The sequence below is a fragment of the Nocardia sp. NPDC058058 genome (assembly GCF_042885355.1).
Lineage (GTDB): Bacteria > Actinomycetota > Actinomycetes > Mycobacteriales > Mycobacteriaceae > Nocardia.
The window spans coordinates 428532-452906 of the sequence record NZ_JBHVSA010000005.1; the positions used below are offsets into that span (position 1 = coordinate 428532).

General features: G+C 66.5%; 18 protein-coding genes and 1 pseudogene. 8 read left to right on the forward strand and 11 right to left on the reverse strand.

All coding sequences use genetic code 11. The annotated features are described in order from the left end of the window. Positions 1-6: 6 nt before the first annotated feature. The 4 genes from ACFVUS_RS40535 to ACFVUS_RS40550 form a co-directional block, all read right to left on the reverse strand. Positions 7-1182, reverse strand: coding sequence for a hypothetical protein (locus ACFVUS_RS40535; RefSeq protein ID WP_387779682.1), 1176 nt, complete (start codon positions 1180-1182; stop codon positions 7-9). Between the two features lie 106 nt (positions 1183-1288). After that, entirely contained in the window at positions 1289-2074 is a 786-nt protein-coding gene (locus ACFVUS_RS40540; protein ID WP_387779685.1) for a ParA family protein, read from the reverse strand. A gap of 156 nt (positions 2075-2230) precedes the next feature. Continuing rightward, entirely contained in the window at positions 2231-2647 is a 417-nt protein-coding gene (locus tag ACFVUS_RS40545; RefSeq protein WP_364643981.1) for a cytochrome c oxidase subunit 4, read from the reverse strand. Between the two features lie 13 nt (positions 2648-2660). Then, on the reverse strand, positions 2661-3659 hold the full coding sequence (locus tag ACFVUS_RS40550) for a cytochrome c oxidase subunit II (protein WP_375968176.1): 999 nt from the start codon (positions 3657-3659) through the stop codon (positions 2661-2663). 419 nt (positions 3660-4078) lie between these two features. On the opposite strand from ACFVUS_RS40550, the gene asnB reads away from it, so the two are divergent. Further along, entirely contained in the window at positions 4079-6040 is a 1962-nt protein-coding gene (asnB, locus tag ACFVUS_RS40555; RefSeq protein WP_387779689.1) for an asparagine synthase (glutamine-hydrolyzing), read from the forward strand. Positions 6041-6058: 18 nt separating this feature from the next. Here the strand turns inward: asnB and ACFVUS_RS40560 are convergent, their stop codons facing one another. The 3 genes from ACFVUS_RS40560 to ACFVUS_RS40570 form a co-directional block, all read right to left on the reverse strand. Then, positions 6059-7843, reverse strand: a complete 1785-nt coding sequence (locus tag ACFVUS_RS40560) for a sigma-54-dependent Fis family transcriptional regulator (RefSeq protein WP_387779692.1) — start codon at positions 7841-7843, stop codon at positions 6059-6061. Positions 7844-8174: 331 nt separating this feature from the next. Next, positions 8175-8903: an IclR family transcriptional regulator gene (locus ACFVUS_RS40565; protein WP_387779695.1), complete on the reverse strand. Its 729-nt coding sequence runs from the start codon at positions 8901-8903 to the stop codon at positions 8175-8177. Positions 8904-8907: 4 nt separating this feature from the next. After that, positions 8908-10377, reverse strand: coding sequence for an APC family permease (locus tag ACFVUS_RS40570; RefSeq protein WP_387779698.1), 1470 nt, complete (start codon positions 10375-10377; stop codon positions 8908-8910). A gap of 483 nt (positions 10378-10860) precedes the next feature. On the opposite strand from ACFVUS_RS40570, the pseudogene ACFVUS_RS40575 reads away from it, so the two are divergent. The 3 genes and pseudogenes from ACFVUS_RS40575 to ACFVUS_RS40585 all read left to right on the forward strand — a co-directional run. Next, positions 10861-11400, forward strand: a pseudogene (locus tag ACFVUS_RS40575) (amidase family protein); the annotation flags it as partial. A 109-nt stretch (positions 11401-11509) separates the two neighbouring features. Continuing rightward, entirely contained in the window at positions 11510-12211 is a 702-nt protein-coding gene (locus tag ACFVUS_RS40580) for an amidase family protein (protein ID WP_387779701.1), read from the forward strand. A gap of 42 nt (positions 12212-12253) precedes the next feature. Then, on the forward strand, positions 12254-13783 hold the full coding sequence (locus tag ACFVUS_RS40585) for an APC family permease (protein ID WP_387779704.1): 1530 nt from the start codon (positions 12254-12256) through the stop codon (positions 13781-13783). Between the two features lie 50 nt (positions 13784-13833). Here the strand turns inward: ACFVUS_RS40585 and ACFVUS_RS40590 are convergent, their stop codons facing one another. Further along, complete coding sequence (locus tag ACFVUS_RS40590; RefSeq protein ID WP_387779707.1) at positions 13834-14229, reverse strand: ankyrin repeat domain-containing protein; 396 nt, start codon at positions 14227-14229, stop codon at positions 13834-13836. Between the two features lie 63 nt (positions 14230-14292). Here ACFVUS_RS40590 and ACFVUS_RS40595 point away from each other — a divergent pair, with 63 nt between their 5' ends. The 4 genes from ACFVUS_RS40595 (at position 14293) to ACFVUS_RS40610 (ending at position 21472) form a co-directional block, all read left to right on the forward strand. Beyond that, positions 14293-15666 carry an FAD-dependent oxidoreductase gene (locus tag ACFVUS_RS40595; protein ID WP_387779710.1) on the forward strand — a complete coding sequence of 458 codons (1374 nt, stop codon included), beginning with the start codon at positions 14293-14295 and terminating at the stop codon, positions 15664-15666. A 314-nt stretch (positions 15667-15980) separates the two neighbouring features. Next, positions 15981-18458 carry a hypothetical protein gene (locus tag ACFVUS_RS40600; protein ID WP_387779713.1) on the forward strand — a complete coding sequence of 826 codons (2478 nt, stop codon included), beginning with the start codon at positions 15981-15983 and terminating at the stop codon, positions 18456-18458. Between the two features lie 18 nt (positions 18459-18476). Further along, positions 18477-18920, forward strand: a complete 444-nt coding sequence (locus ACFVUS_RS40605; protein ID WP_387779716.1) for a hypothetical protein — start codon at positions 18477-18479, stop codon at positions 18918-18920. Next, positions 18917-21472, forward strand: a complete 2556-nt coding sequence (locus ACFVUS_RS40610; protein ID WP_387779719.1) for an Hsp70 family protein — start codon at positions 18917-18919, stop codon at positions 21470-21472. Before ACFVUS_RS40605 ends, ACFVUS_RS40610 begins: the two co-directional genes overlap by 4 nt. Positions 21473-21522: 50 nt before the next feature. Here ACFVUS_RS40610 and ACFVUS_RS40615 read toward each other — a convergent pair whose 3' ends face one another. The 3 genes from ACFVUS_RS40615 to ACFVUS_RS40625 are packed head-to-tail and all read right to left on the reverse strand — an operon-like array spanning position 21523 to position 24289. Further along, entirely contained in the window at positions 21523-22227 is a 705-nt protein-coding gene (locus ACFVUS_RS40615; protein WP_387779722.1) for a methionine ABC transporter permease, read from the reverse strand. Continuing rightward, complete coding sequence (locus ACFVUS_RS40620) at positions 22224-23411, reverse strand: methionine ABC transporter ATP-binding protein (RefSeq protein ID WP_387779725.1); 1188 nt, start codon at positions 23409-23411, stop codon at positions 22224-22226. Before ACFVUS_RS40620 ends, ACFVUS_RS40615 begins: the two co-directional genes overlap by 4 nt. Beyond that, positions 23408-24289 carry a MetQ/NlpA family ABC transporter substrate-binding protein gene (locus tag ACFVUS_RS40625; protein ID WP_387779728.1) on the reverse strand — a complete coding sequence of 294 codons (882 nt, stop codon included), beginning with the start codon at positions 24287-24289 and terminating at the stop codon, positions 23408-23410. Before ACFVUS_RS40625 ends, ACFVUS_RS40620 begins: the two co-directional genes overlap by 4 nt. Between the last annotated feature and the right edge of the window lie 86 nt (positions 24290-24375).

Below are 24375 nucleotides of genomic sequence, written 5' to 3' on the forward strand. Positions count from 1 at the left end.
CGGACCTCAACAGCCGGATTCGGCGGTGGTGCTCGAACGCCCGATTCGAGTTACGCGGCAGGCGGATTTGGCGAGAGCGCGGGCTGCGTCATCTGTGAGGCTGACGACCAGTGCATCGGCCAAGGCTCGGCCGAGTATCGGTCGGATAATGAGTCTCGACGCGACCTGCCCACCGGAGTTGGGGATGAAAGAGCAGGTGAGAGTGGTAGATCCATTCCCTGGCATCTCCACGACACCCGTGCAGTCCGGTCGAGGGATGACTGAGTCATTGAAAATATTGTCCACCGGGGTTGTGGAGCGGGGGGTGATCCCGGGGATGGTGACGTCGAGCAAGCCACGCGCGGAGCTGGTAAGCGTTGCGATCGCAGCGCAGGTCGGCGCGCAGGACATGTCCCAGCTGCCCACGGAGGTAACCTTCGTGTCCTTCTGGGAGGCGACATCGAGGGCGGACACGGTCGGCCGGAGGTCGGTGCAGAAGCGCGACACCTCATCGGATGTCATTACCGCGACGCGAATGTCGAAGCTCGCGTGCACAATTCGGTCGACCCGACCCGCGTGCACATAGGTCGTTACCGTCCCGCTGGTGATCGGCGTGGAATCGTGCCCGTCTATGCTGATCGCCCGGCCGAGCTGTACCGGCTGACCGTATTCCGCAGCCGAGCCCAGGAACATGCCGAGCGAATCCGGAGTCAGAGTCACGGATAGGTCCATGCCGTAGAACGTGGACAGCTGCTCCAATTGCTGACCGTCCGCGGTGGTCGCGCCGTCCTCGGTGAATCCATAGGTCAGCCATGCGTCACGACTACCCTGCACGAAAGTCTTTGTGCCGATTCGCAGATAGTTCAGCTTCCGGCCGGGCGCGATTTCCAGAGTCCCCGACATATCGCCGACGTTCGTGACATACAGGTCCACACTCGCGCTCTTACCACCTGGCCCGTTCAGCACCCCGGTGTAGTGCGCGCCGGGCGCATTGATCAAATCCAGCTGTGCCGTCCGCAAGTCCGCACGCGCGGCGTCCTCGGGCGACACATGAACGCGAGCGAAAACCGCCAACGCCAATACCGCGGAACCACCAAGTAGCGCCACAATCAGCAGGATCCAGCGCTTCCCGCGGCGCGGTGCCGCCGCGACCTCAATCGTGGTATCGCCCACCGGCTCCGCCGCGGCAGTCTCGGCCGTCATCCCCACCCCATCGAACACACACTCACGCGCTATAGACGCGAGGACTATACGGCCCGCCGCGTAACCCCGGCAAACCAAACAAGCCAGTCCGATCGACGCTTGCGTCTCACCGCCCGGTGCGGGCGATCAGTTCGGTGGCTAGGGCCCGGTATTGTTCGGCGCCTTGGGATTTGGGGGCCCAGGTGGTTACCGGTTCGCCGGCGAGGGTGGCGTCGGGGAAGCGGACGGTGCGGGAGATCTGGGTGTCGTAGACGCGGTCGCCGAAGACTTCCTTTACGCGGGTGAGGACTTGGCGGGAGTGTAGGAGGCGGCCGTCGAACATGGTGACGACGATGCCCGATAGGTGCAGGCGGGGGTTGAGGCGGTCGCGGACCTTTTCCATGGTGTCGGTGAGCAGGGCCAGGCCGCGCAGGGCGAAGTATTCCGGTTCCATGGGGATGATGACGCCGTCGGCGCACGCCAGGGCGTTGACGGTGAGCAGGCTCAGCGACGGCTGGCAGTCGATGAGGATGTAGTCGTAGCGGTCGCGGATGGGGTCCAGGACGCGGGCCAGGCACTGTTCGCGGCCGACCTCGTTGACGAGCTGGATTTCCGCGGCGGAGAGGTCGATATTGCTCGGGAGCAGGTGCATGTTCTCGACGCCGGTCTTCATCAGCACCTCGTCGACCGAGGGCGCGTTCCGGCTGAGTAGGTCGTAGATGGTCAGCTCCAGGTCGTTGACGTACACGCCCAACCCGGCCGACAGCGCGCCCTGCGGATCGAGATCGACCAGCAGCACGCGCAGTCCGGTCTCGGCGAGCGCCGCTCCTAGATTGATGGTCGAGGTCGTCTTCCCGACCCCACCCTTCTGGTTGCACAGGGCCACGATCTGCGCTTCAGAGGTTGCCAACATGTTGCCAGGCTAGCCCCGTAGACTCCGGACCCGGTGCTGCGACGCGTGAGTGTTTACTCACGAAATACCGCTCGCACCGGCCGAGTACGCGGAAAAGATGAAGCGCCCCACCGGAATCCGGTGGGGCGCTTCGTAATTCGGTTCAGTGCTGCTGGCTCAGTGCTTTTCGGGGCCGAGGTGGTACTCGAACACCAGACCGCCCGCGGCGACCAGGATGCAGACGACGCCGACGCCGATCAGCCAGTACTGGAAGAAGGCGAAGCCCAGGGCGGTGATGGAACCCGCGCCCGCGAGCAGGATGGGCCAGAACGAGCCGGGCGAGAAGAAGCCCAGGTCGCCGGCGCCGTCCACGATTTCGGCCTCTTCGTAGTCTTCCGGACGCAGGTCCAGTCGACGGGCGACGAAGCGGAAGTAGGTGCCGACGATCAGCGCCAAGCCCGCCGTCAGCACGATGGCGGTGGTGCCGGCCCATTCCACGCCGGTGCGCGACTGGGCGGTGAAGTAGGCGTAGACGACGCCCACGATCGCGAAAAAGACCGCGAGCAGTTCGAAGATGCGAGCTTCGACCTTCATGTCAGTTCATCCCTCACTTGACTTCGGAGGCGAGTTCGTTGCCACGCGCATCGCGCTTGGTGTTGAACGGCTTGGTGGTGGTCGCCAGCGGCGACTGCCCGATGGACTCCAGCGCCGCCGCGTTGGTCTTGCCATCCTTGCGCGCATCCAGGTACTTCTGGAAGTTCTCCGGCGAAACCGCGCGAACCTCGAAGTTCATCATGGAGTGGAAGGTGCCGCACATCTCGGCGCAACGGCCGACGAACGCGCCTTCCTTCTCGATCTTGGTGATCTGGAAGATGTTGTCCGAGTTGTTCTGCTTCGGGTTCGGCATGACGTCCCGCTTGAACAGGAACTCCGGCACCCAGAAGGAGTGGATGACATCCGCCGCGGCCAGCTGGAACTCGATGTTCTTACCGGTCGGCAGGACCAGCACCGGGATCTCGTTCGAGGTACCGACGGTCTCGATCTTGTCGTAGTTCAGGTACGAGATGTCGTTCGCGGGCAGACCGTTGTTCGGGCCGGGTTGCGGGTGACCGTCCTCGGTGCGCTCCGCGTACTCGTCCTTGATCTGCTGGTTCATGTCCTGACGGACGTGATCGACACCGTCGTATACCGGAGCGCCGCCCTTGAGGTCGACCTTCTGGTAGCCGAACTTCCAATTCCACTGGAACGCGGTCACATCGACCACGACATCCGGATCGGAGACCTTCTCGTGCACGTAGTTCTGCACCACCACGGTGAAGTAGAACAGCACCGCGATGATCACGAACGGAGCCGCCGTGTAGCTCAGCTCCAGCGGCACGTTGTAACCGGTCTGCCGCGGGAACTCCGGGGAGTCCGCCTTCTTGCGGTGGAACGCGATCGTCCAGAAGGTCAGACCCCACACGATCACACCCATCACCAGAGCGGCGATGACGGACCAAGTCCACAGCTCGCGCATCCGGGTGGCCTGCGGCGTGACGCCCGAGGGCCAACCGAATCGAAGCCACGGGTTGTCGATCGAGCATCCGGAGACGAGCATCGCGGTCATCCCCAAGGACACCGCCAGCCCGGCCCGTCGAAGGATGCGGCCCCGCCGACCCTGGGCGGGTCGTGCCCCTATCGCTTCGCTCGCCTTGTGCGCCACGCTCAACGCCTTCCTGGTCGTCTATTCGACTGGCATCGCCCGGGCTCCCTACCGCCGGGCGACACAACTACAGCACGCTGGGAACCTCTGGAACCGATCGCGCGCAACGCAGGATCAGCCCCGGGAGTTCCCGAGTACTACGCAGCGTAGACCAAACCGGGCACACCATTGTGATGGGGTCGGCTTCGACACTCCGAGAACCTCATAACCCGTGGATACGGCCTCTGGCGGCGCGATCAACGCGCGTGCGGCATACTCGGACAGTACGTTTCGCGTATCGACGCGTGACTCTCCTTTACTCCGGAAACGAGGTTCTGCCCGCAGTGTGTGGACTGCTCGGATTTCTGACGGCTCAGACGGCGACCACCCCGGATGGGCGGACGGTCGAGACCACGGCGGCGCAGGTGTACGAGGCGCTGCACTGCCAGCGGCACCGCGGCCCAGATGAGAAGGGCACCTGGAACGACGATCGGATGATCTTCGGTTTCAATCGCCTGTCCATCATCGATATCGAGCATTCGCATCAGCCGCTGCGCTGGGGCCCACCGGAGAATCGGGAGCGCTACGCGCTCACCTTCAACGGCGAGATCTACAACTACCTCGAACTGCGCGAGGAGCTGAAGGCCGCGCACCAGGCCGAGTTCGGCGATGAGCCGATGTTCGCGACCGAGGGCGACTCCGAGGCGATCGTCGCGGCCTTCCACTACTGGGGAGCCGAGGCCGCCAAACGCCTGCGCGGCATGTTCGCCTTCGCCATCTGGGATACCGAGACCGGCAAGCTGTTCATCGCGCGCGACCCGTTCGGCATCAAGCCGCTGTTCCTGGCCACCGGGCCGGGCGGCACCGCGTTCGCCAGCGAGAAGAAGAGCCTGCTGGAACTGCTTCCGGAACTGGAGCTTTCGGACGAGCTCGATCCCCGCGCGCTCGAGCACTACACGGTGCTCCAGTACGTGCCCGAGCCCGAGACGCTGCACAAGAGCATCCGCCGCCTCGAATCCGGTTGCTACGCCTGGATCGAACCGGGCCGCGCCCCGCGCATCACCCGCTACTTCAACCCGCAGTTCCGGGTGCGCCCGTTCGGCGACACGCAGCCCCGGTACCGCGAAATCGCGGAGGCGCTGGAGGATTCGGTCGCCAAGCATATGCGCGCCGATGTGACCGTCGGTTCGTTCCTGTCCGGCGGTATCGACTCCACCGCTATCGCGGCGCTGGCGATTCGGCACAATCCGAATCTGCTGACCTTCACCTCCGCGTTCGAGCGCGAGGGATACTCCGAGGCAGATGTGGCCGCCGAGACCGCCGCCGCCATCGGTGCGAAGCATTTCATTCGCATGGTGACACCGGAGGATTTCGCCGGCGCGATTCCCGAAATCGTCTGGTACCTGGACGAACCCGTCGCCGACCCGGCGCTGGTGCCGCTGTACTTCGTCGCCAAGGAAGCCCGCAAGCACGTCAAGGTGGTGCTGTCCGGCGAGGGCGCGGACGAGCTGTTCGGCGGCTACACCATCTACCGGGAGCCGTTGTCGCTCAAGCCGTTCGAGTACCTGCCCAAGCGGGTGCGCAAGCTCGCGGGCCTGCTGTCCGATCGCATTCCGGAAGGCACCCGCGGTAAGAGTCTGCTGCATCGCGGCTCGCTGAAGCTGGAAGACCGCTACTACGGCAATGCCCGCAGCTTCAACGACGCCCAATTGCGTTCGGTGCTGCGCGAATTCCGCCCGGAATGGACGCATCAGGATGTCACCGGCCCCATCTACGGCGTGCAGGACCGCGCCATGGATCCGGTCGCGCGCATGCAGCATCTTGACCTGTTCACCTGGTTGCGCGGCGATATCCTGGTCAAGGCCGACAAGATGACCATGGCCAATTCGCTCGAATTGCGGGTTCCCTTCCTCGATTCCGAGGTCTTCAAGGTCGCCGAGCAGATCCCGTTCGAACAGAAGATCACCAAGGAGACCACCAAATACGCGCTGCGCCAGGCACTGGAGGGCATCGTCCCGCCGCATGTACTGCACCGCGCCAAACTGGGTTTCCCGGTCCCGCTGCGGCATTGGCTGCGCGGCCCGGAGCTGTTCGACTGGGCGCGTCAGCAGATCGCCGATTCCGGCACCGATCACCTGCTGAACAAGCCCGCGATTCTGGCCATGCTGGAAGCGCACCGCACCGGCCCGATCGATCATTCGCGCCGGCTGTGGACGCTGCTGGTGTTCATGGTGTGGCACGGCATCTTCGTGGAGAACCGCATCAAGCCGGACATTCAGGAGCCGGTGTACCCGGTCAGCCTCTGAGCCGACGGGGGCAGGCGCTCACCCGGTGAGCTTCTGCCCCACCCGAATTCCGTACGCCTGGATCTTGCGATAGAGCGAGGACCGGGCGATCCCGACCAGCACGGCGGCATCGCGCCGATTGCCGCCGGTCTGCATGAGCGCCCGCACGATCGCGCTGCGCTCGGCCGCCTCGATGGGCGTGAGCCTGCGCCCGCCGGAGACGAAACAGGTCTCGGGCAGATCCTCCGCTCGCAGATCCCCCACCGGCCGCCGAGTCAGCGCCGTGCGCAACGCGTCTCGCAGCTCGGTCACATTCCCGGGCCAATCGTGCCCGAGCAGCACCCGCAGCGTGGCAGGCGTACACGCCACGGTCCGGCGGGGAGCGAGCGCACCCAGCAGATGCGAAACCAATTGCGGCAGATCATCGATGCGATGCCGCAGCGGCGGGACACTGACCGAGACCTCGAAATGCCGCAGCACGGAATCCAATTGGGGGTGTGGATCCCGGCCACAAGCATGCCGGGATGACGAGGGGGAACCGCAGCCGGAGTTCGCGCTCGACATGGTGGCGGCCAGCCAGCCGTCGTGGTCGAGGGATTCCAGAATGCGGTCGAGATCGTCGTAGTCGCCGGGTAATTCGTCGAGGTGGGCCAGGACAAGGGTGGGGAGGCGGGCGGCTTCGAGGCCCTCGAGGACCCGGGTGACCGGGTCGGTGCGGCAGTCGATGACGACCAGGGGCCGGGTCGGGAAGGTGCGGCGGTGAGCGGCGGTGAGCAAAGCCAGTTTGCCGGTGCCGGATTCGCCGGTGAGCACCACGGGCGCGGCGGTGTGCGCCGCGTCGACCACCTCGCCGGTGACGCGCCGCCAGGCGGCGGAGTCACCCGGGATCTCGGGCATGCCAACCGATTTCACCGGGGCGCGGCGAACGCTCGGCTCCGGCGCGGTGAGATCGACCCGCAGCACCACACCCGCGATATCCGCGCCGACGGTCACGGTCTCCGGTCGCACCCGGGCGGAGCGGCCGGAGGGCATTTCGACGTCGAGCACCATGCTGTCGCGCAATCCGCCCAGCCCGGAGGCGATTTCACGGATGTAGGCCTTCTCCTGCGGCAGCAGTTGCTGATTGGCGCGGGTATCGCTCATGAACACGTCCCCGCCGAGTGAGACCACCGGTCCGCGCGCGGTGCGGCTGACCCGCAGGAAATGCTCCAAGACCGCCTGCTGATGCACCGATCCGCTGGCGCGCAGCTCGATTTCGATATTCCGGGCGGCCTGCTGTGCGAGCGAATGCATGAAGGGGCTGGCGTCGGCGGCCAGGCAGCTCAGATCCAGTACACCCTGCACCAGTCCGGTCAGCGGATCACGGATGGGCGCGCCGGCGCAGGCGAAGACGGTGATGTTCTCGGCGAAATGCTCATGCCCGGTAATGAATACGGCCCGGCCCGAGGCCAGCGCGGTGCCCACGCCATTGGTGCCGACCTCGCCCTCGCTGTAGTTGAAGCCGGGCGCGAAGAACACGGTGTCGAACCGTCCGCCCAGTAACCGCTGGTTGTCGCGCCGCAACAGCACCCGCGAATTGCGGTCGGCGAGTGCGATACTCACCGGTAGATCGCTCAATTCCCGTTCGAGACGGTCGATTACGGGTAGCGCGCACTGTACGAACCGGCTTTGCAGGTCGAGATCGCCGATATAGCCACGATCCAGCACATTCGACAGATCGCTGACGCCCGCCTGCACCGATCGCTGCCAGGATGCCGACACCAGACCGGACACCCCGTTCACGGGTAGATCACCCGAGCTGAGGAAGCTTTCGCGCGCACGCACGACCGGGATGCTGTGGACGGCCGGACTCACGGGTGCCCCTCTCGCCGTAGTTTGCTGCCTTCCACCTTCAAGTGTCCCAAAGTGGGACATCGTATCCGGGTGATTCCACCTGAAACTGATGACACCAACGACTGTGACCACAGCCGCTGACGGATACGTGCCCCATTCGGCTGTGGCACCTGTTGGAGTGCCCGCCCGCCCCGGCCACCGGTGCCAGTGTTGTCACCCGTGACCTACCGCCCAAGGTTCGCGTCAGGGTCGGGGCAGGTGGTGCGGCGCTGATCAAGACAGCGCAGATCGATCGGCTACGCACGGCAAGCGGCCGTACTTGTCAATACAGCAGCGGGCCTAATAGTTTCGCGTACTTACGAGCCGATTCATCATGTTCGAGCAGTGCCGCATACCGGCCGCTCGGTCCTGAAATACACAGTGCGCCTTCGGCGGTGCCGTGTTCGCTGTACACCGGATACGCCAGACAGGCGATGCCCGGCACCAGCTCATTGACCGCGCCGGCATAGCCGGTATCCCGGATGACCCGCATCTCCTCGGCCAGCACCGCATGCTCCACATGGGTGTGCGTGGTGATCCGCGCCGGATCGGAAATCATTGCGCGCCACTGGGTTCGCGTCGAGAGCAGCAGTTTACCGGCGGCCGAGGCATGCGGATGCCGGACCAATTCGCGCTCCCCCGGCACGGGGTGATCCGGATCCTCATTGGCCACCTGCACCGAATCGGTGCGGAAATGCATGAGGTGCACCGCGAATCGCGTCGTGGAGCGGAACTCGTCCAGGCATCCGCGCGCCGCCGCGGGCACCACCGGGGTATTCAGGGCCCCCGCCAGTCCGCGCAATCGCACCCCGAGCCCGAAGCCGCGCAAATCCGCTGTGCGCACCAGATATTCGTCCGCGACCAGCGCGTTGATCAACCGATACGCGGTCGCCGGTGCCATATCCAGGCGATGCGCGATCTCCTTGGCCGTCACCCCGACCCCGCAATCGGCGACCACTTCGAGAATGGCCAGGGAATTGGAGACCGCGTTCGCGCGGCGCGAATCCTTCATCGCGCTACCGGAACGTCGCGGTCTGGAGCAGATCGGTGCGCCGCGGCTCATCGTAGATACCGATGCCGCGCAATCGATCCGGCGCGAAGACTCGCAGCCAGGCGGTGTAGAGCAGCGATGCGCCCAGCACCGCGGCATAGACCGTCAGCAGTTCGGCATTGTTGCTCTGATTCGAGAACGCCGCCGCCCCCACCAGCACCGCCAGCAGTACCGCCGTCACCGCGCCCAGCACGTTCAGCGCCCGGCTGGATTCGTGAATCCGCCGCAGGAGCGCGGGCCCGGCCAGACAGGCGGGCAGATAGCTGCCGAGATAGCCGAGGGCACTGAGCGTCAGGAAGGACCGAATGCCGTCCTGCGGTTCGGTACCCGCCAGCAGCGCGCCGACCGCACAGGCCGTGATCACCCCCATCGCCAGCACGATCGCATGCGCGGGCGTGCGAAACCGCCGATGCGCCCGCCCCACCACCGCGGGCGCGATGCGCTCGCGTCCCATGGTGAACAGCACCCGCACCAGCGCGTTGGTCGAGGCGATCGTGCACGCGAAGAACGAGGCGGCGATGCCCAGATCCACCACGGCCGCGAGCACCCGCGCGTCCTGCCGCAGCAGCAGATCGGTCACCGGCGTCTCGGTGCCCGCGCTCAATGCCGAACCACCGCCCAGCGCAATCGATTCCGCGCACACCGCGACCACATAGATCGCCGCCGCCGCGACCGGCGTCCACACCAGCGTGCGCGGCACCGATCGGAACGGCCGATACGACTCCGAGGACAGCGTGGTCGCGCTCTCGAACCCGACGAACGCGCTGATGGCCACCACCGCGCTCATGGCCAGATTGCCGGTGCCGGGATGTTCGGTGTACTCGAGCGGCAGCTCCGCACCGCCGCCGCCCCGGGTGAGCAGATAGATCATGAGCGCCAGCACCACCGCCACCGATACGCATTCGACCAGCAGCGTCGCCCCCGCGGAGACGCGAATCCCGCGCACCATGAGCAGTACCGCCACCGCCGCCGCGATCAGCAGCACCGCGACTATGGCCGCGGTGGAACCGAATCCGCTCACTCCCGCCGTCTCGGCGAACTGCCCGGCATAGGTGCCGACCGCGATCAATCCGGCCACGCTCACACTGCCGTATCCGACGATCGCCGACCAGCCCACCGGAATCGCCACGGTGGGCCCGAGCCCCTGCGCCACATAGGTATAGAGCCCGCCACTGACCGCCAGCCGCTGCGCCATCGGCCGAATCAGCAGCGCCACACAGGTGGCCAGCAGCCCCGCCGCCACGAACGCCAGCACACTCGCACCCCCGCCCACCGCGCTGATCACGAAAGGCGGTGTGACAGCGGCGGTCCCGGACGGCGCGATGGCCGCCACCGACTGCGCGAACACCGGCAGGAACGGGAGTTTGCGGCGAGTGAGCCCGCGCAGCGCCGACCGCCGCACCACCAGTGGCGGACTCGGCGTCGGCGCGGGCATTCTCGATCCAACTCTCTACTGCTGCGACATGAAGTCCCACAGCGTGCTCGATCCCGATGTCGGGCAGGTTAATTCCGGTTACGGCCATTTATCGCGGCGTGAGAGAAATACCGCCCCATTTCTCTCGTTCCCGGTCACCGCGACAGGACTCCCCCGAAACAGCCGCCAACTACGGTTTCGCAACAACACAGGACGGGTGGAATCGGGAAGGTGGAATCGACGGTGACCGAACAGGGCCGCAGGTATCGCATCGCGGATATCTCCGCGAGCGATTCCACGCATTCTCCGGCCGGGTATCGGAATTCGACGGTCGTGAATCGGCGCACCGCACTGGGATTGGCGGCGAAGACGGCGGCAGTCATCGCGGCGGTGGGCGGGGGTGGGTTGGTCCGCCCGGGGCCGGCCGCCGCCGACGCCTCCGATGTCGCGGAACTCGCCTTCACCCCGGCCACCGAACTGGCGCGGCTCATCGCGGCGGGGCAGGTGTCGGCCACCGAACTCACCACGCTGTTCCTGGATCGGATCGATCGATTGAACCCGGCGCTCAATGCCTTCACCACGATCATGCGGGAGCAGGCGTTGGGTCAGGCCACCGATCTGGATGTGCGGCAGGCACGCGGGGAACGGCTCGGACCACTGCACGGTGTGCCGATCGTGGTGAAGGACGAGGACCATGTGGAAGGCATTGTCACCACCTATGGCGGCGGGGCGTTCTCGGTTCCGGCCGCGCGGGACAGCGCGGTGGTGGCCCGGCTGCGCGCGGCGGGTGCGGTGATTCTGGGCAAGACCACCATGCCCGAGTTCGGGATCTGGGCGTTCACCGAATCCGATGCGCACGGGATCACCCGCAATCCGTGGGATCTGTCGCGTTCGACCGCGGGATCCTCGGGTGGGACGGCGGCCGCGGTGGCGGCGGGCCTGGCCCCGCTCGGCGTGGGTGGTGATGGCGGCGGTTCGATTCGCCTGCCGTCCTCCTGGTGCGGATTATTCGGTCTCAAACCGCAATTGGGCCGGGTGAGCGCCGCGCCGAATCGGGAACTGTGGAACAACCTGGGCGTCATCGGCTGTCTGTCCCGATCGGTCGCGGGATTCGGCGCTGTTCTACGACATCACCCAGGGCTCGACGCCGGGCGTGGACATCTACAGCGCGGGCGCGTTGAACGGCACGTTCGCCGAGGCCGCCGCGACTCCGCCCGCTCCGTTGCGCATCGCCATCTCCACCAAGCCCGCCAGCCTCACCGCGACAGTCGATCCCGAAACCGCCGCCGCGCTGGAATCGCTCGGCCGACTGCTGGAATCGCTGGGCCATCACGTCTTTCATGGTGAGCCCGCCTATCCGGATATCACCGCCGCGTTCGAGCCGATGTGGCTGGTCTCCCCCGCCGCCGAATCCCGGCGGGCCGATCATCCGGATCTGCTGGAGTTGCGCACCCGGGAACTCGCGCTCTACGCAACAGCTTTCGACAATCCCGGCGCGATGGCCGCCGCCCGTGCCGCGACCGATGCGGTCATCGGCGCGGTCATGCCGTTCTTCGAGACCGCCGATGTGCTGATCACCCCGACCACCCCCGGTCCGGCCTGGCCGGTCGGGCAGCTCACCGGAATGGATTTCCACGGCGCGGCGCTCAAATCCCTTCCGGCGGCGAGCTGGACCAATATCTGGAATGTGTGCGGCAATCCGGCCGCCGCCATTCCCACCGGATTCTCCGGTGGCGGCCTGCCACTGTCGGCGCAATTGATCGGCCCGCCGGACAGCGAATTGCGCTTGATATCCCTGGCGGCGCAAATCGAACAGGCGCGGCCGTGGTCCGGTACCCGGCCACCCGTCCGCTGAATCCCTTTTAGCTCTGAAACCGGTTCGTAGAGAGATGAGTTCATGACCCAGCAAATACAGGCAGCGCCGGTGACCCCGGTAGACCCCGCCGAATCATCAAGTGGCGCTTCGGGTGTGCATCGCCTCAAGCCGAATGCCGTCGGATTGCTCGGTGTGGTCTTCATGGCCGTCGCCACCGCCGCCCCGATCACCGCCATGACCGGCAATGTGCCGTTCATGATCTCCTCGGGCACGGGTACCGGCACACCCGCCGGATTCCTGATCGCCATGGTGGTGCTGGCCATCTTCTCGGTGGGTTTCACCACCATGTCCAAGCACATCACCGCGACCGGTGCGTTCTACGGCTTCATCTCCTACGGTCTGGGCCGCACCGTCGGCCTGGCGTCGGGTCTGCTGGCGGCCTTCGCGTACATGGTGTTCGAACCGTCGCTGGTCGGCATTTTCGCCAGCTTCTGCACCAATACCGTTGGGGCGCAATTCGGTGTGCACGTGCCGTGGTGGGTGTTCGCGATCATCATGATCGGCGTCAATGCCATCGGCACCTGGTTCGGTATCGCGGTGGCGGAGAAGCTGCTGGTGGTGCTGCTCGGCACCGAGGTGCTGGTGCTCGCGGTCATGGCGATCGCGGTGGCCGTGCACGGCGGCGGCCCGGACGGCTTCTCGTTCGAACCGCTGAACCCGGTGAACGCCTTCGCCGGTCCGTCGGCCGGGCTGGGCCTGTTCTTCGCCTTCTGGTCCTGGGTCGGCTTCGAATCCACCGCCATGTACGGCGAGGAATCCAAGAATCCGAAGAAGATCATCCCCAAGGCCACCATGATCGCGGTGCTCGGCGTGGGCGTGTTCTACGTGCTGGTGTCGTGGATGGCCATGTCCGGCAACGGTATCGAGGAATCCGCGAAGCTGGCGGGCTCGGACAGCCCGATGGATGTGTTCTTCAATCCCACCACCGCCTATGTCGGGCACTGGGCCGTGATCGCTATGCAGTGGCTCATGATGACCGGATCGCTGGCCTGCGGTATGGCCTTCCACAATTGCGCGGCCCGCTACCTGTACGCCCTGGGCCGCGAAGGCGTCATCCCCGCGCTGCAACGCACCATCGGCCGCACCCATCCGGGTCACGGCTCCCCGCATATCGCGGGCCTGGTGCAGACGGTGTTCGCGGCGCTGCTGGTGCTGGGCTTCGGGCTCGCGGGCAAGGATCCGTACTCGGGCACCTACACGCTGCTGGCCATCCTGGGCACCATGGCGATCCTGGTGGTGCAGTCGACCTGTTCGTTCGCGGTGCTGTGGTACTTCCGCAGGAACCATCCGGAGACCCGGCACTGGTTCCGCACCTTCGTGGCCCCGCTCACCGGCGGGCTGGCCATGCTCGCGGTGGTCGGGCTGCTGATCGTGAATATGGGTGTCGCGGCGGGCAGCGAATCCGGCTCCCTCGTCCTGCGAGCCACCCCGTGGCTGGTCGGGGCGATCGTGGTGGGCGGCATCGGCGCGGCGCAGTACCTCAAGCGCCGTGATCCGGACCGCTATGCCCTGCTGGGCCGCACGGTCCTGGAAGAGACACACGAACGCTGACAAACGAACCACGATGGGCATCCGCTATCCGGCGGATGCCCATCGTCGTATTACTTCAGGAAGCTCTCGAGGAATGCCGTGCGATCGAACATCGCCGCCGTATCGCGCGCGGAGGGACTCCCGGCATCGGGATCAGCCCCCGCCCCGATCAGCGCCTTCAGAATTCCGGTCTCACCCTTGAAAACCGCTCCGGCCAAAGGTGTTTGGCCCGCGTCATTGGTCACATTGGGGTCCGCGCCGTGCTCGAGCAGCGTCAGCACCGCCGCTTCGTTGCCGTAGTACGCGGCCAGCATCAGAATGCTGTCGCCATTCTCATTGGTGAGGTTGACCGGAACCCCGGCATCCAGGTACGCGCCCAATTTCTCGGCATCTCCCTGGCGTGCGAAGTCGAAGATCTGACCGGCCAACTCGAGGACCTTGTCGGCGTCGGGGTCATTCGCGCTCATTGGTCCAGTACTACCACCATGCGGTCGCACCCGCTGGCGGACCGGCGACGTAACGTCATCGGTATGACTGAACGTCTGGTGATCATCGGCGGGGACGCGGCCGGGATGTCGGCGGCCTCGCAGGCGCGGCGCATGAAATCGGCGGAACAGCTGGAAATCATCGTCTTCGAACGCGGCCATTTCACCTCTTTCTCCGCCTGCGGCATCCCGTACTGGGTGGGCGGGGATGTGACCGATCGCGATGAGCTCATCGCCCGCACCCCCGAAGAACATCGTGCGCGCGAGATCGATCTGCGCATGCGCGTGGAAGTCCTGGAGATCGACGTCCCCGGCCGCCGGGTGCGGGCGCGTGATCTCGAGGCCGGGACCGAAACCTGGGTCGGCTACGACAAACTCGTCATCGCCACCGGGGCGACACCGATCCGCCCGCCCATTCCGGGCATCGACGCGCCCGGTGTGCACGGGGTGCAGACCCTGGACGACGGCCAGGCGCTCATCGAAACCCTGGGATCCACCGCGGGTCGACGAGCCGTCGTGGTCGGCGCGGGCTATATCGGCGTCGAAATGGCCGAGGCCCTGATCAACCGCGGCTACGAAGTCACCATGATCAATCGCGGCCAGCAGCCCATGGCCACCCTGGACCCCGATATGGGCGCACTCATCCGGAAAGCCATGGACGGCATGGGCATTCGCGTGCTCTGCGATGCCGAACTCACCGAAGTGCTGCTCGATGCCGACGGCCGGGTCCGCGCCGTCACCACCGCCGACGCCGAATTCCCCGCCGATGTGGTGGTGCTCGGCATCGGTGTGCGCCCGGCCACCGAATTGGCCCGCGCCGCGGGACTTCCGCTCGGCCTGCACGACGGCCTGCTCACCGATCTGTCCATGCGGGTGCGCGGCCACGAGAACATCTGGGCGGGCGGCGACTGCGTCGAAGTGCTGGACCTGGTCTCGGGCACCGAACGCCATATCGCCCTGGGCACGCACGCCAATAAACACGGCCAGATCATCGGCGCGAATATCGGCGGCGGCTACGCCACCTTCCCCGGCGTCGTCGGCACCGCCGTGAGCAAGGTCTGCGACCTCGAAGTCGCCCGAACGGGCTTGCGCGAGAAGGACGCTCACGCGGCGGGCCTGCAGTACCTCACCGTCACCATCGAATCCACCAGCCGCTCCGGCTATTTCCCCGGCACCGCCCCCATGACCGTCAAAATGCTCGCCGAACGCCGCACCGGCCGCCTGCTCGGCGTCCAGCTCGTCGGCCGCGAGGGCGCGGCCAAACGCATCGACATCGCCGCCGTAGCCCTCACCGCCCGCATGACCGTGGACCAGATGATCGCCCTCGACCTCGGCTACGCACCCCCCTTCTCCCCCGTCTGGGACCCCATCCTGGTCGCCGCCCGCAAGGCCGCCCTAGCCGTGGAACGCAACCGCTGACCGCTGAAATCCGGTGCCGCGGCACCGAATGCGCGGCACGGTCCGGCAGCACCGCCGGACCGTGCCGAAATCTTTACCGTCGGCTTGACGGGAATGGCTCGGCGCGGGATATTGTCGGTCATTGTTAGGGGGCGGGGTCCGGGTGGCTATCCCCGGCAACGCTTTTCGGCAGCCCCCGGCAGGAGTTCGTGTACGTGAAATGGCGATGGCCGCGGGGTGGCGGCGAGCAGCAGGGGGAGCCGGGTGGGGACAATTTCGATGAACCGGTGCGTCGGGTCGTGACACCGCGGGGGCCTTCACAGTTCGAGATCGCCATGCGTGAAGCCGATGCGGAACCGGTGTTCCGGACACGAATGCTGCTGGTATTGGCCGCTATTCGTGATCTGCTCGGGCGCGGCGACGATGCGGAACTGGCCCGCGATCGGCGCGGGGTCGAGACGCGGCTGGTGCAGGCCGCGCGGGTCGCGCCCGATACCGCCGTGCGATTGCTGTGCGATGTGGCCGATCGCTGCGGAATCGATGACGAGTCCGGGCGGCAGGTGCTCGCGGTCTGGGCGCGCGAACCGGTGGCCGCGGAATTCGCGCGCACCTGGTTCGCGGTGGACGGCCTGCTCGAGGATCACGCCGAACTCGGTGTGTGGCTGGCGAATTCGATTCGGTCCGGATCGCAGGACATATCGCCGGAATTCCGGCGGCTGACCCGCGCACATCTCACCGGACTGCTCGACAAGCAATTCGAGCGCTACGAGTTCTCCGGACCCGCCAAACCGGTCTGGCAGCTGCTCTACGCCCTCGGCCCCGCCAGCAGACCGGACTGGTTCCTGCGGCTCGGCGATCTGGCCGCCGCCCGCGGCGAGGAACACGAGGCCGCACGGCGATACGAACTCGCCGAACGATTCGGCGGCGGTGCGCAGGCCCGGGAGCGGGTCGAGCGATTGCACGATATCGCCGCGTACCACCGCCTGGCTCAGGGCATCACCACCACCGAGCAATTGAAGGGCTCGGGCACGCCGAGCCCCTATCGCCAGTTGGTACTGGGCGCGGCGGCCGTCATGACCGATCGATCCCCCACCACACAGGTCGCGGAAGTGCTGCGCGCGCAAGACACCCGGCTGCACGCCCCGGCCCGGCTATTGACCGCCCTGGACCACCTCCGCACCGGCAACCGGCAGGGCGCACGCCAGCAACTGCGCATGATGATCGGTGCGGACTCGGGCAATGGAACGAAGACGGTTGTCGGCGCGGACAGTTCGACGAAGGCGGGTTCCGACGCGGACAGTGCAACGAAGACGGCTATCAGCGCGAGCTCGGACGATGTCGCGAGCGTGGATTCGGTTGCGGCCAATGCCCGCCTACTACTCGGCGCGCTGGACGCCGACGATCAACTGATCACCGACGGCGCGCGCACCCTGCTGGCCCGGCACGGCAATGCCTGGCCGCGCCACAGCCTGGTGGACGCCACCACGGTGCTGACCGCGGTATCGCGCCGCGATCCAGCCCTGTTCTCGGAACTGATCGGCGCCACGGGCAACGACCCCGGCGGTGAACTCCGCGAACTGCATCTGAAAGTCGCGGGCACCGTACTCGCCGACGCCGCGCACGCCGAACTCTTCGAGCAGCCGGAGCGGTCCGACGCCGCCCTGACCTGGGCCGGACAACTGCTCGCCGGGGTCGAGGGCGAGCAAGCCGCCCGATTGCGCTCGGTCGCCGCCCGAATCACCGATATCGCCGCCGGCCGCCGCGCCTCGGCAGACGCCGATCGCCCCCTGGATCGCCTCGCCTTCGCCGAACTCCGGCGCGAGGGCGAACTCCAGCCCTGGACGCCCTCGGCCCTTCGCATCCTGCGCGAGTCCGATGCCGAAAACGGCGGCGGGCTGCATCACCTCGCCATCGCCGAGCACGCTCGCGCGTACCAACTCGAACTCGACGGGGATGCGGCCGCTTTCGAACAGTGGAAACGGGCATTGGCGGTCTGGGCCCGACTACACGCCGATGATCGACTCTGGGATGAGCTCCGGGCGTATCTGATCGCCGTGACGCCCGATACGACACCGGACGAGGTATCGCACGCCGTCGACAACGTGCGCGCCGAACTGCCCGGCCGGCTGCTGGAACCGCACGTCGCGCGCGTGCTGGAACTGCGCCGCGATCAACTGCCCAGGGCGCGTGCGCATTTGGAGCTCATTCGCGGCGCGGATTTCGCTCCGGCCGACGTGGCCCGGGCACGGGCGCGCCTGGCAAGGGACGCGGGTGCGCAGATCCGCAGACTCATTCGCGAACAGCAACTCGATCGCGCACTGGACGAGGCGCGAGCCTGGGTCGAGATCGACTCCGAGAATATTCCGCTCGCCGAGCAGGCCCTGGAAGTCGGCCTGGAGGCCGCCGAGAACGCGAGGCACGAGGTTGAAACCTGGGCCGAAGAGATCCGTCCCACGCTGGAACAGGTGGCCGCGATGGTCGAGCCCCTGTGCTCCGAATTGGGGCTCACCGCATCGAGAATCGCGACCGGCGCACCGCCCCGTTTCGACGAGCCGGATCGTATCGCGTTCGCCGCCAAGTACGCGCGGCACGAGTTCTGGCTCGGCCTGATCCTGGTCATCACCACCAGCCAGCGACTGAATTCCAATCCGTACGAGGATCGCCACGGCTTCCGAATCGGCTCCAACCATCTCAACAACGCGCTGAAACTGGGCCTGCCCGCGCACAAGCCGTACAGCCACGCGCACGACTTCCTGGTGGCCGCCGGCGTGTGGGCGCGCCACTCACAGGGCCCCGTCATCGGGTTCTTCTAGCCGGATCGGAGCAGCACAGTGAATCCCTGGGCTTGGCGTGAGCGCAACCCCTACTACGAGACGGCATTTCAGGTCCTGGACCTGGATCCGGCCGCCGACCGGGCCACCACCCGCGCCCGTATCGCCGCCCGCCGCAAGCGAATCTCGTACGACCCCAAGCGTTTCCCACTCTTCGGCAGGGAACTGACGGTGGCCGACGTGAACGCCGCCGAGGAGCAGCTGAGCACCCCGGACGGCCGCCTGGCCGCCGAACTGCTCACCCATCGCACCGAGGTCGCGGGCGACGATATCGCCGAGTTGGCCGAGCTGCTGGAACTGAGCAGAAACCTCTCCGCCACAGCGGAATCCGCCCCTGCCGCGGGCTACGAGTTCCGGATCGATCACAGCGTCCTGCCCGCGCTGCTGCCGCATCCGACCGGCGCCGAACCCACCGCGCACCCAGATGAGAAAGACCCCGCATGAGCATCGTCGCCGGCATCGACCTCGGCACCACCAACTGCTGTCTCGCCGTCCCGGCCGACGCCGATATACCGAATAAGCAGGCGCTCATCGACAGTCGCCGATTGCGACCGCTCGGGGGTTCGCTCATCGTCGCGAATCCTGATCTGTCACTCACCACGCCGTCCGCGGTGTGGATCGCCACCGACGGCACTCCGCTGGTCGGCGCGCTCGCCAAACGCAAAGCGCGCCAACCCGGTTCGCCCCCGGCTATGTTCTTCAAACGCAATATGGGCACCGATGCCCTGGTCACCGCGGGCCACGCGATCCTGACCCCGGTGGAGGCATCGGTCCATCTGCTGCGTCATCTCAAATCCGTCGCCGAGGAAACCCTTGGGGTGGCCATCGATCGCGCGGTCATCACCGTGCCCGCGTACTTCGAGACCGGAGCCAAGACCCAGACCACACAGGCGGGTGCGGCGGCCGGGCTGGAGGTGGCCGAAACCCTGATGGAACCGGTCGCGGCCGCCCTGGCCCATATGCATGAGACCGGCGAAAACCGTTCCGAGCGAAGGCGTTTCCTGGTCTACGATCTGGGTGGCGGCACATTCGACACCTCGGTGGTCTCCTGGGACCCCGAGGACGGCTTCAGCAGCCGCTCCTTCGACGGTGACCGCTATCTGGGCGGCTACGACTTCGATCAGGCGATCGTGGACTGGATGATCGGCAGCCTGCCCGCCTACGACCTGCGCGTGGAACCGGGTAATACCGGCGACGCCGAACGCCAGGCCCGGCTGCTCTCCCTGGCCGAGACCGCCAAACACGAACTCACCCGCGATACCGAGACCGAGATCGTCAACCAGGATCTCGAGGATCACGACGGCCTGCCCATGAGCATCAACCTGCCACTGGGCCGCCACGAATTCGAGCGCATGATCGACGGTTTCGTGCGCGGCACGCTCGACCACTGCGCTCGCGCGGTCGAGAAGGCCCGGCTCGGCGCCGCCGATCTGGACGAGATCGTGCTGGTCGGCGGATCCTCCCGGGTGCCACTGGTGGCCCGGCTGTTGGCCGAGCGGTTCGGCGTCACCCCGCGTCTGTTCCATCCGGAGCTGGTGGTCGCCGTGGGCGCGGCGCTCAAAGCCGGGAATCTGGCCGTGCGCGGAGCCGTACTGGAGCTGGAACCGCTACTGCCGGACGGTGATTGCGCCGATATCGCGGGCCGGGTGCTGCGTTCGCGCATCGACGCACGCGAGATCGTGGTCGAGGTGCGCCCAGATGGCGGCGCTCCGATGCGCGAGGTGATTACCGATCCCGACGGCGCGTTCCTGTTCATCGAGGTACCGCTCACCGGTGGCGAATGCACCATCCGGGTGCTCGCCGACGGCATCGAGATCGCGGCCGAAAAACTCGGTGTGCGTGTCGAATCCGGGCCGGCGGTACCGGAACTGGCGGGCGATATCCTCGCGCACGACTTCTCCGTCGAACTGCTGGATCGGCAGCTGTGCCAGGTCGTCAAGGCGGGCACCAAGATTCCGCACCGCGCCTATCAGCGCTTGGAAACCGCCACGCGTGGAACGACACTCGCCGTGCGACTGTACGAGGGCTGGATTCCCATCGGCGAGGTCAAGATCCGCGATCTGCCGGACGATCTGGAGCCCGGCGCGGTCGTGGAACTCACCCTGGAATTCGCCGCCGGCTGGACCATCCAGGCCTCGGTGCGCATTCCGCACCTGGATCGCAGTGCCACCGCCGCCATCGAGATCCCGGTGCGCGAGGTCGCCCCCTGGCCCGAAATCCGCACCCGCGCCGCGCGAGTGCGGACCGATTGGCAGCAGATGCGCCGCGAGGCGCATCAGGCCGAGACCGCCAAGGCCGAACCCGAGATGGAACAGCGGTTGACGGCACTGGAGCCGCTGATCGTCCGCACCCAGGATCAAGCCAAGGCACACCACCTGCTGCTGGAGGCGGAGACCATCCTGCGGGGACTGCTCAACAGTCACGGTCCGGACGACTATCTGGAGCCACCGCTCGGCGAATTCGAGGAGCGGCTGGACAATCTGGACGAGATCATCCTGCTGCTGCAGCGCACCGAGCCCGAGCTCGCGCCCGGTTTCCGGCTGCGCGTCGACGACCTGCGGGCACGGGGCCGCGAAGCCTATGCCGCAGGCGATTTCGTCGTCTGGCCGCGCGTGAATCAGCAACTGGAGGACCTGACGCGCGAGGCCGTACAGGTGCCGGCCATCCGCGAGATCATTATCATGCAGCAGACCCCGAGCATGCTGAGCCGCTCATTGCACGCCCGCATCGATGTCCTCGACGCCGCCATTCACGCCAAATTCCGTGAATTGCAGTCCGATTCACGACTCGAGGCACAGGACCGGGCACAGTTGCCCGGTCAGCGCGACGACTTCCTCGGTGAACTGGCGGCCATCACGTTCGCCGTCGAGGCGGTGGATCCGCAGCGCCCCTCCGCGCCCGAACAATTGCGCAATATCTACTACGACCGACTCCGGCCGCTCGAGCAGCGAGTCAACGGCTGGGGCCGCGAAGCCGGAATGCGGCAGTCGCAGTAGGGATTCGCGGCGTGGACGGCCCGCCGACGAGGTGGCGGGCCGTCCACCCCTCAACGCCGCAGTACCCTGCGGGCCAGCCAGTTCCCGAAGAACTGGATGCCTTGCACCCCCGCGATGATGATCAGCGTGGCCACCAGGGTGACCTGCCAATCGAAGCGCTGATAGCCGTAGACCAGGGCGAAATCACCCAGGCCGCCGCCACCCACGGTGCCCGCCATGGCGGACATGTCGACCACCGCGATGACCACGAAGGTGTAGCCGAGTACCAAGGGGCCCAGCGCTTCCGGGATCAGCAGGGTGGTGATGATGCGCAGCGGACCGGCTCCCATCGAACGCGCCGCCTCGATGACGCCGGGATCGACGGTCACCAGGTTCTGCTCGACGATCCGGGCGATGCCGAACGAGGCCGCCACGATCATGACGAACGCCGCCGCATCGGTGCCGATGGTGGTGCCCACCACCTCCAGTGTCACCGGCCCCAAGGCCGCCAGCAGAATGATGAACGGAATCGGGCGCACCACGTTCACCAGGAAATTCAGCACCAGATTGATCGGCGCGTTCGCCAGCAGACCGCCCTTGCGGGTGGTGTACAGCAGGGTGCCCAACGCCAACCCGATCAGCCCGCCCACCACGAAGGTGAGCAGCACGAGATAGATCGTGGTGCCGATCGCCTCGGTCAGCACCGGCCGCAACTTGTCCCAATCGGTATGCACCGCAGCGTAATTCACGTCCGCGTGCACGGTCGCGTAGCTCATGCCGACCTCCGATCGTCCGCCACGAGCGCCGCCGCGGCCGACCCATCGGCGGCTCGGTCACCCGATGCCGCCGGATGATCGCTATCGGGGTCCTGGGACACCGCTTCCGGGGCATCGCGTTCCAATTCGCGGGCAACGCGTTCCACTGCCTCGTCCGCACCGGCCAGCGCCAGCGTCAAGCTGCCGAAGGTCTTGTCCTGCAACGTGCTTACGCCGCCGTACACGATCTCGAAGGTGACGCCCGCTTTGGCGGCGGTGGCCAGGGCCGCGCCGATACCGCGCTCATCGGCGATATCGACGGTGACAAGTCGACCGGGATGCTTCTCGCCGAGGCGTTGCAGCTCTTCGGGAGTGGGCCGGTTGTGCAGCACCGTCTCCACGAAGGATCGGGTGGGCGTGGCCTGCGGGGCCGCGAAGACGTCGAAAGTGTTCGCCAGCTCCACGATTCGGCCCTCGGCCAGCACCGCGACCCGATCGGCGACGGCGCGGATCACATCCATCTCATGGGTGATCACCACGATCGTCACGCCCAGTTCGCGATTCACCTTCTTCAGCAGCCGCAGCACCTCACCGGTGGTTTCCGGATCCAGCGCCGAGGTCGCCTCATCGGCCAGCAGCAGTGCGGGCGAGGTGGCCAGCGCGCGGGCGATGCCCACGCGCTGCTTCTGCCCGCCCGAGAGCTGATCGGGATAGCTGCGCGCCTTATCGGTGAGCCCCACGAATTCCAGCAGCTCCGCCACCCGCGCCTTGCGCCGCGCGCGTGACCAGCCCGCCACCTTCAGGGGGTATTCGATATTGCCTGCGGCAGTGCGTGATCGGAACAGATTGAACTGCTGGAACACCATGCCGATATCGCGCCGCAACTGCCGCACCCGGGATTCGGGCACCCCGGTGATCGGATCACCGGAAATGAGCACGGTCCCGCTGCTCGGCTGCTCCAGGGCATTGATGAGCCGCACCAGGGTGCTCTTGCCCGCACCGGAGTAGCCGATCACCCCGAAGATCTCCCCGCGCTCGATGCGCAGATCGATCTCGCTCAACGCGGTGTGCGACTGCTTGCCCGCCTTGAATACCTTGGTGACCGAAAGGAATTCGACAGCGGCCGCCTGGGCAGTGGCGGCAGCGCCGGACCGCCCTGCCGACTCGGCTACCTGCGTGGCGCTCTCGGTGGCGTTGTCGCTCACTTCTTCTCGCGGATGGTCTGCTGCACCCGCGCCAGAATCTGCTCCAGCTCCGGCCCGCCGCGCTTGACCTCGACCGCGGTTCCCTTGGAGGTCTTGGCGACCGCCGCCTGCACCTGCGGCCCGTGCCAGATCTCCACCAGCTTCAGATAGGTGGGGTTGGTCTTGTCCGCACTGCGCGTGACGAACGCGTTGATGTACGGCTCCGCGCCGGGATTCTTCGGATCATCCTTGTACAGCGCCGAATTCGGGTCGATGCCGGACTTCTCCAGGAAGGTGTTGTTCACGATCGAACCGTCCACCGAGGCCAGCGACAGCGCGGTCTGGGTGGCGTCGACCGCGGTCACCTTCACCTTGGACGCGCCCTTGTCGACATCGGCCGGGGTCGGCTGCTTGACGTCACCGGACAGCTTCAGCAATCCGGCGGCCTGTAGGACGAACAGCGCCCGCGCCTGATTGGTCGGATCGTTCGGAATGGCGATCTCACCGCCCTGCGGGATATCGGCCAGGCTCTTGTGCTTCTTGGAGTACAGCCCCAGCGGCACGATCTGGGTCGCGCCGATCGGCGTCAGATCATCGTTGTTGGCGACGTTGTACTGCCCGAGGAATTGCAGATGCTGGAACAGATTCACATCCACCTGCTTCTGCGACAGCGCGGCGTTCGGCTGCGAGTAGTCGGAGTAGTGGGTGATCTTGAGCGTGATCCCCTGCGCCTTCGCCTGCTCCTCGAACACATCCCACTGCGGATCGGTCTCGGTGGTGCCGATGCGCACCACATTGCCCGCCGCGTCATCGTTCTTACCGCACGCCGTCGCGGTGAGGGTCAACCCCGCGACTGCCGCAACCAGGACCGGGATCGCCAGTACCCGTTGGAATTTCACTCGTGCTCCCACATGGTCGTCGAAAATCGAACCTGGTAAGCCAACCTTTCCGGCAACCCCCGAGCAATGATTGCGATCTGAGCGAT

Excerpts from the sequence above, each read along its gene's own strand:
- ACFVUS_RS40535 (WP_387779682.1), bottom strand. The coding sequence starts at position 1,182 with ATGACGGCCGAGACTGCCGCGGCGGAGCCGGTGGGCGATACCACGATT.
- ACFVUS_RS40540 (WP_387779685.1), bottom strand. The coding sequence starts at position 2,074 with ATGTTGGCAACCTCTGAAGCGCAGATCGTGGCCCTGTGCAACCAGAAG.
- ACFVUS_RS40545 (WP_364643981.1), bottom strand. The coding sequence starts at position 2,647 with ATGAAGGTCGAAGCTCGCATCTTCGAACTGCTCGCGGTCTTTTTCGCG.
- ACFVUS_RS40550 (WP_375968176.1), bottom strand. The coding sequence starts at position 3,659 with ATGACCGCGATGCTCGTCTCCGGATGCTCGATCGACAACCCGTGGCTT.
- ACFVUS_RS40565 (WP_387779695.1), bottom strand. The coding sequence starts at position 8,903 with ATGAAGGATTCGCGCCGCGCGAACGCGGTCTCCAATTCCCTGGCCATT.
- ACFVUS_RS40570 (WP_387779698.1), bottom strand. The coding sequence starts at position 10,377 with ATGCCCGCGCCGACGCCGAGTCCGCCACTGGTGGTGCGGCGGTCGGCG.
- ACFVUS_RS40585 (WP_387779704.1), top strand. The coding sequence starts at position 12,254 with ATGACCCAGCAAATACAGGCAGCGCCGGTGACCCCGGTAGACCCCGCC.
- ACFVUS_RS40590 (WP_387779707.1), bottom strand. The coding sequence starts at position 14,229 with ATGAGCGCGAATGACCCCGACGCCGACAAGGTCCTCGAGTTGGCCGGT.
- ACFVUS_RS40595 (WP_387779710.1), top strand. The coding sequence starts at position 14,293 with ATGACTGAACGTCTGGTGATCATCGGCGGGGACGCGGCCGGGATGTCG.
- ACFVUS_RS40600 (WP_387779713.1), top strand. The coding sequence starts at position 15,981 with ATGCGTGAAGCCGATGCGGAACCGGTGTTCCGGACACGAATGCTGCTG.
- ACFVUS_RS40610 (WP_387779719.1), top strand. The coding sequence starts at position 18,917 with ATGAGCATCGTCGCCGGCATCGACCTCGGCACCACCAACTGCTGTCTC.
- ACFVUS_RS40615 (WP_387779722.1), bottom strand. The coding sequence starts at position 22,227 with ATGAGCTACGCGACCGTGCACGCGGACGTGAATTACGCTGCGGTGCAT.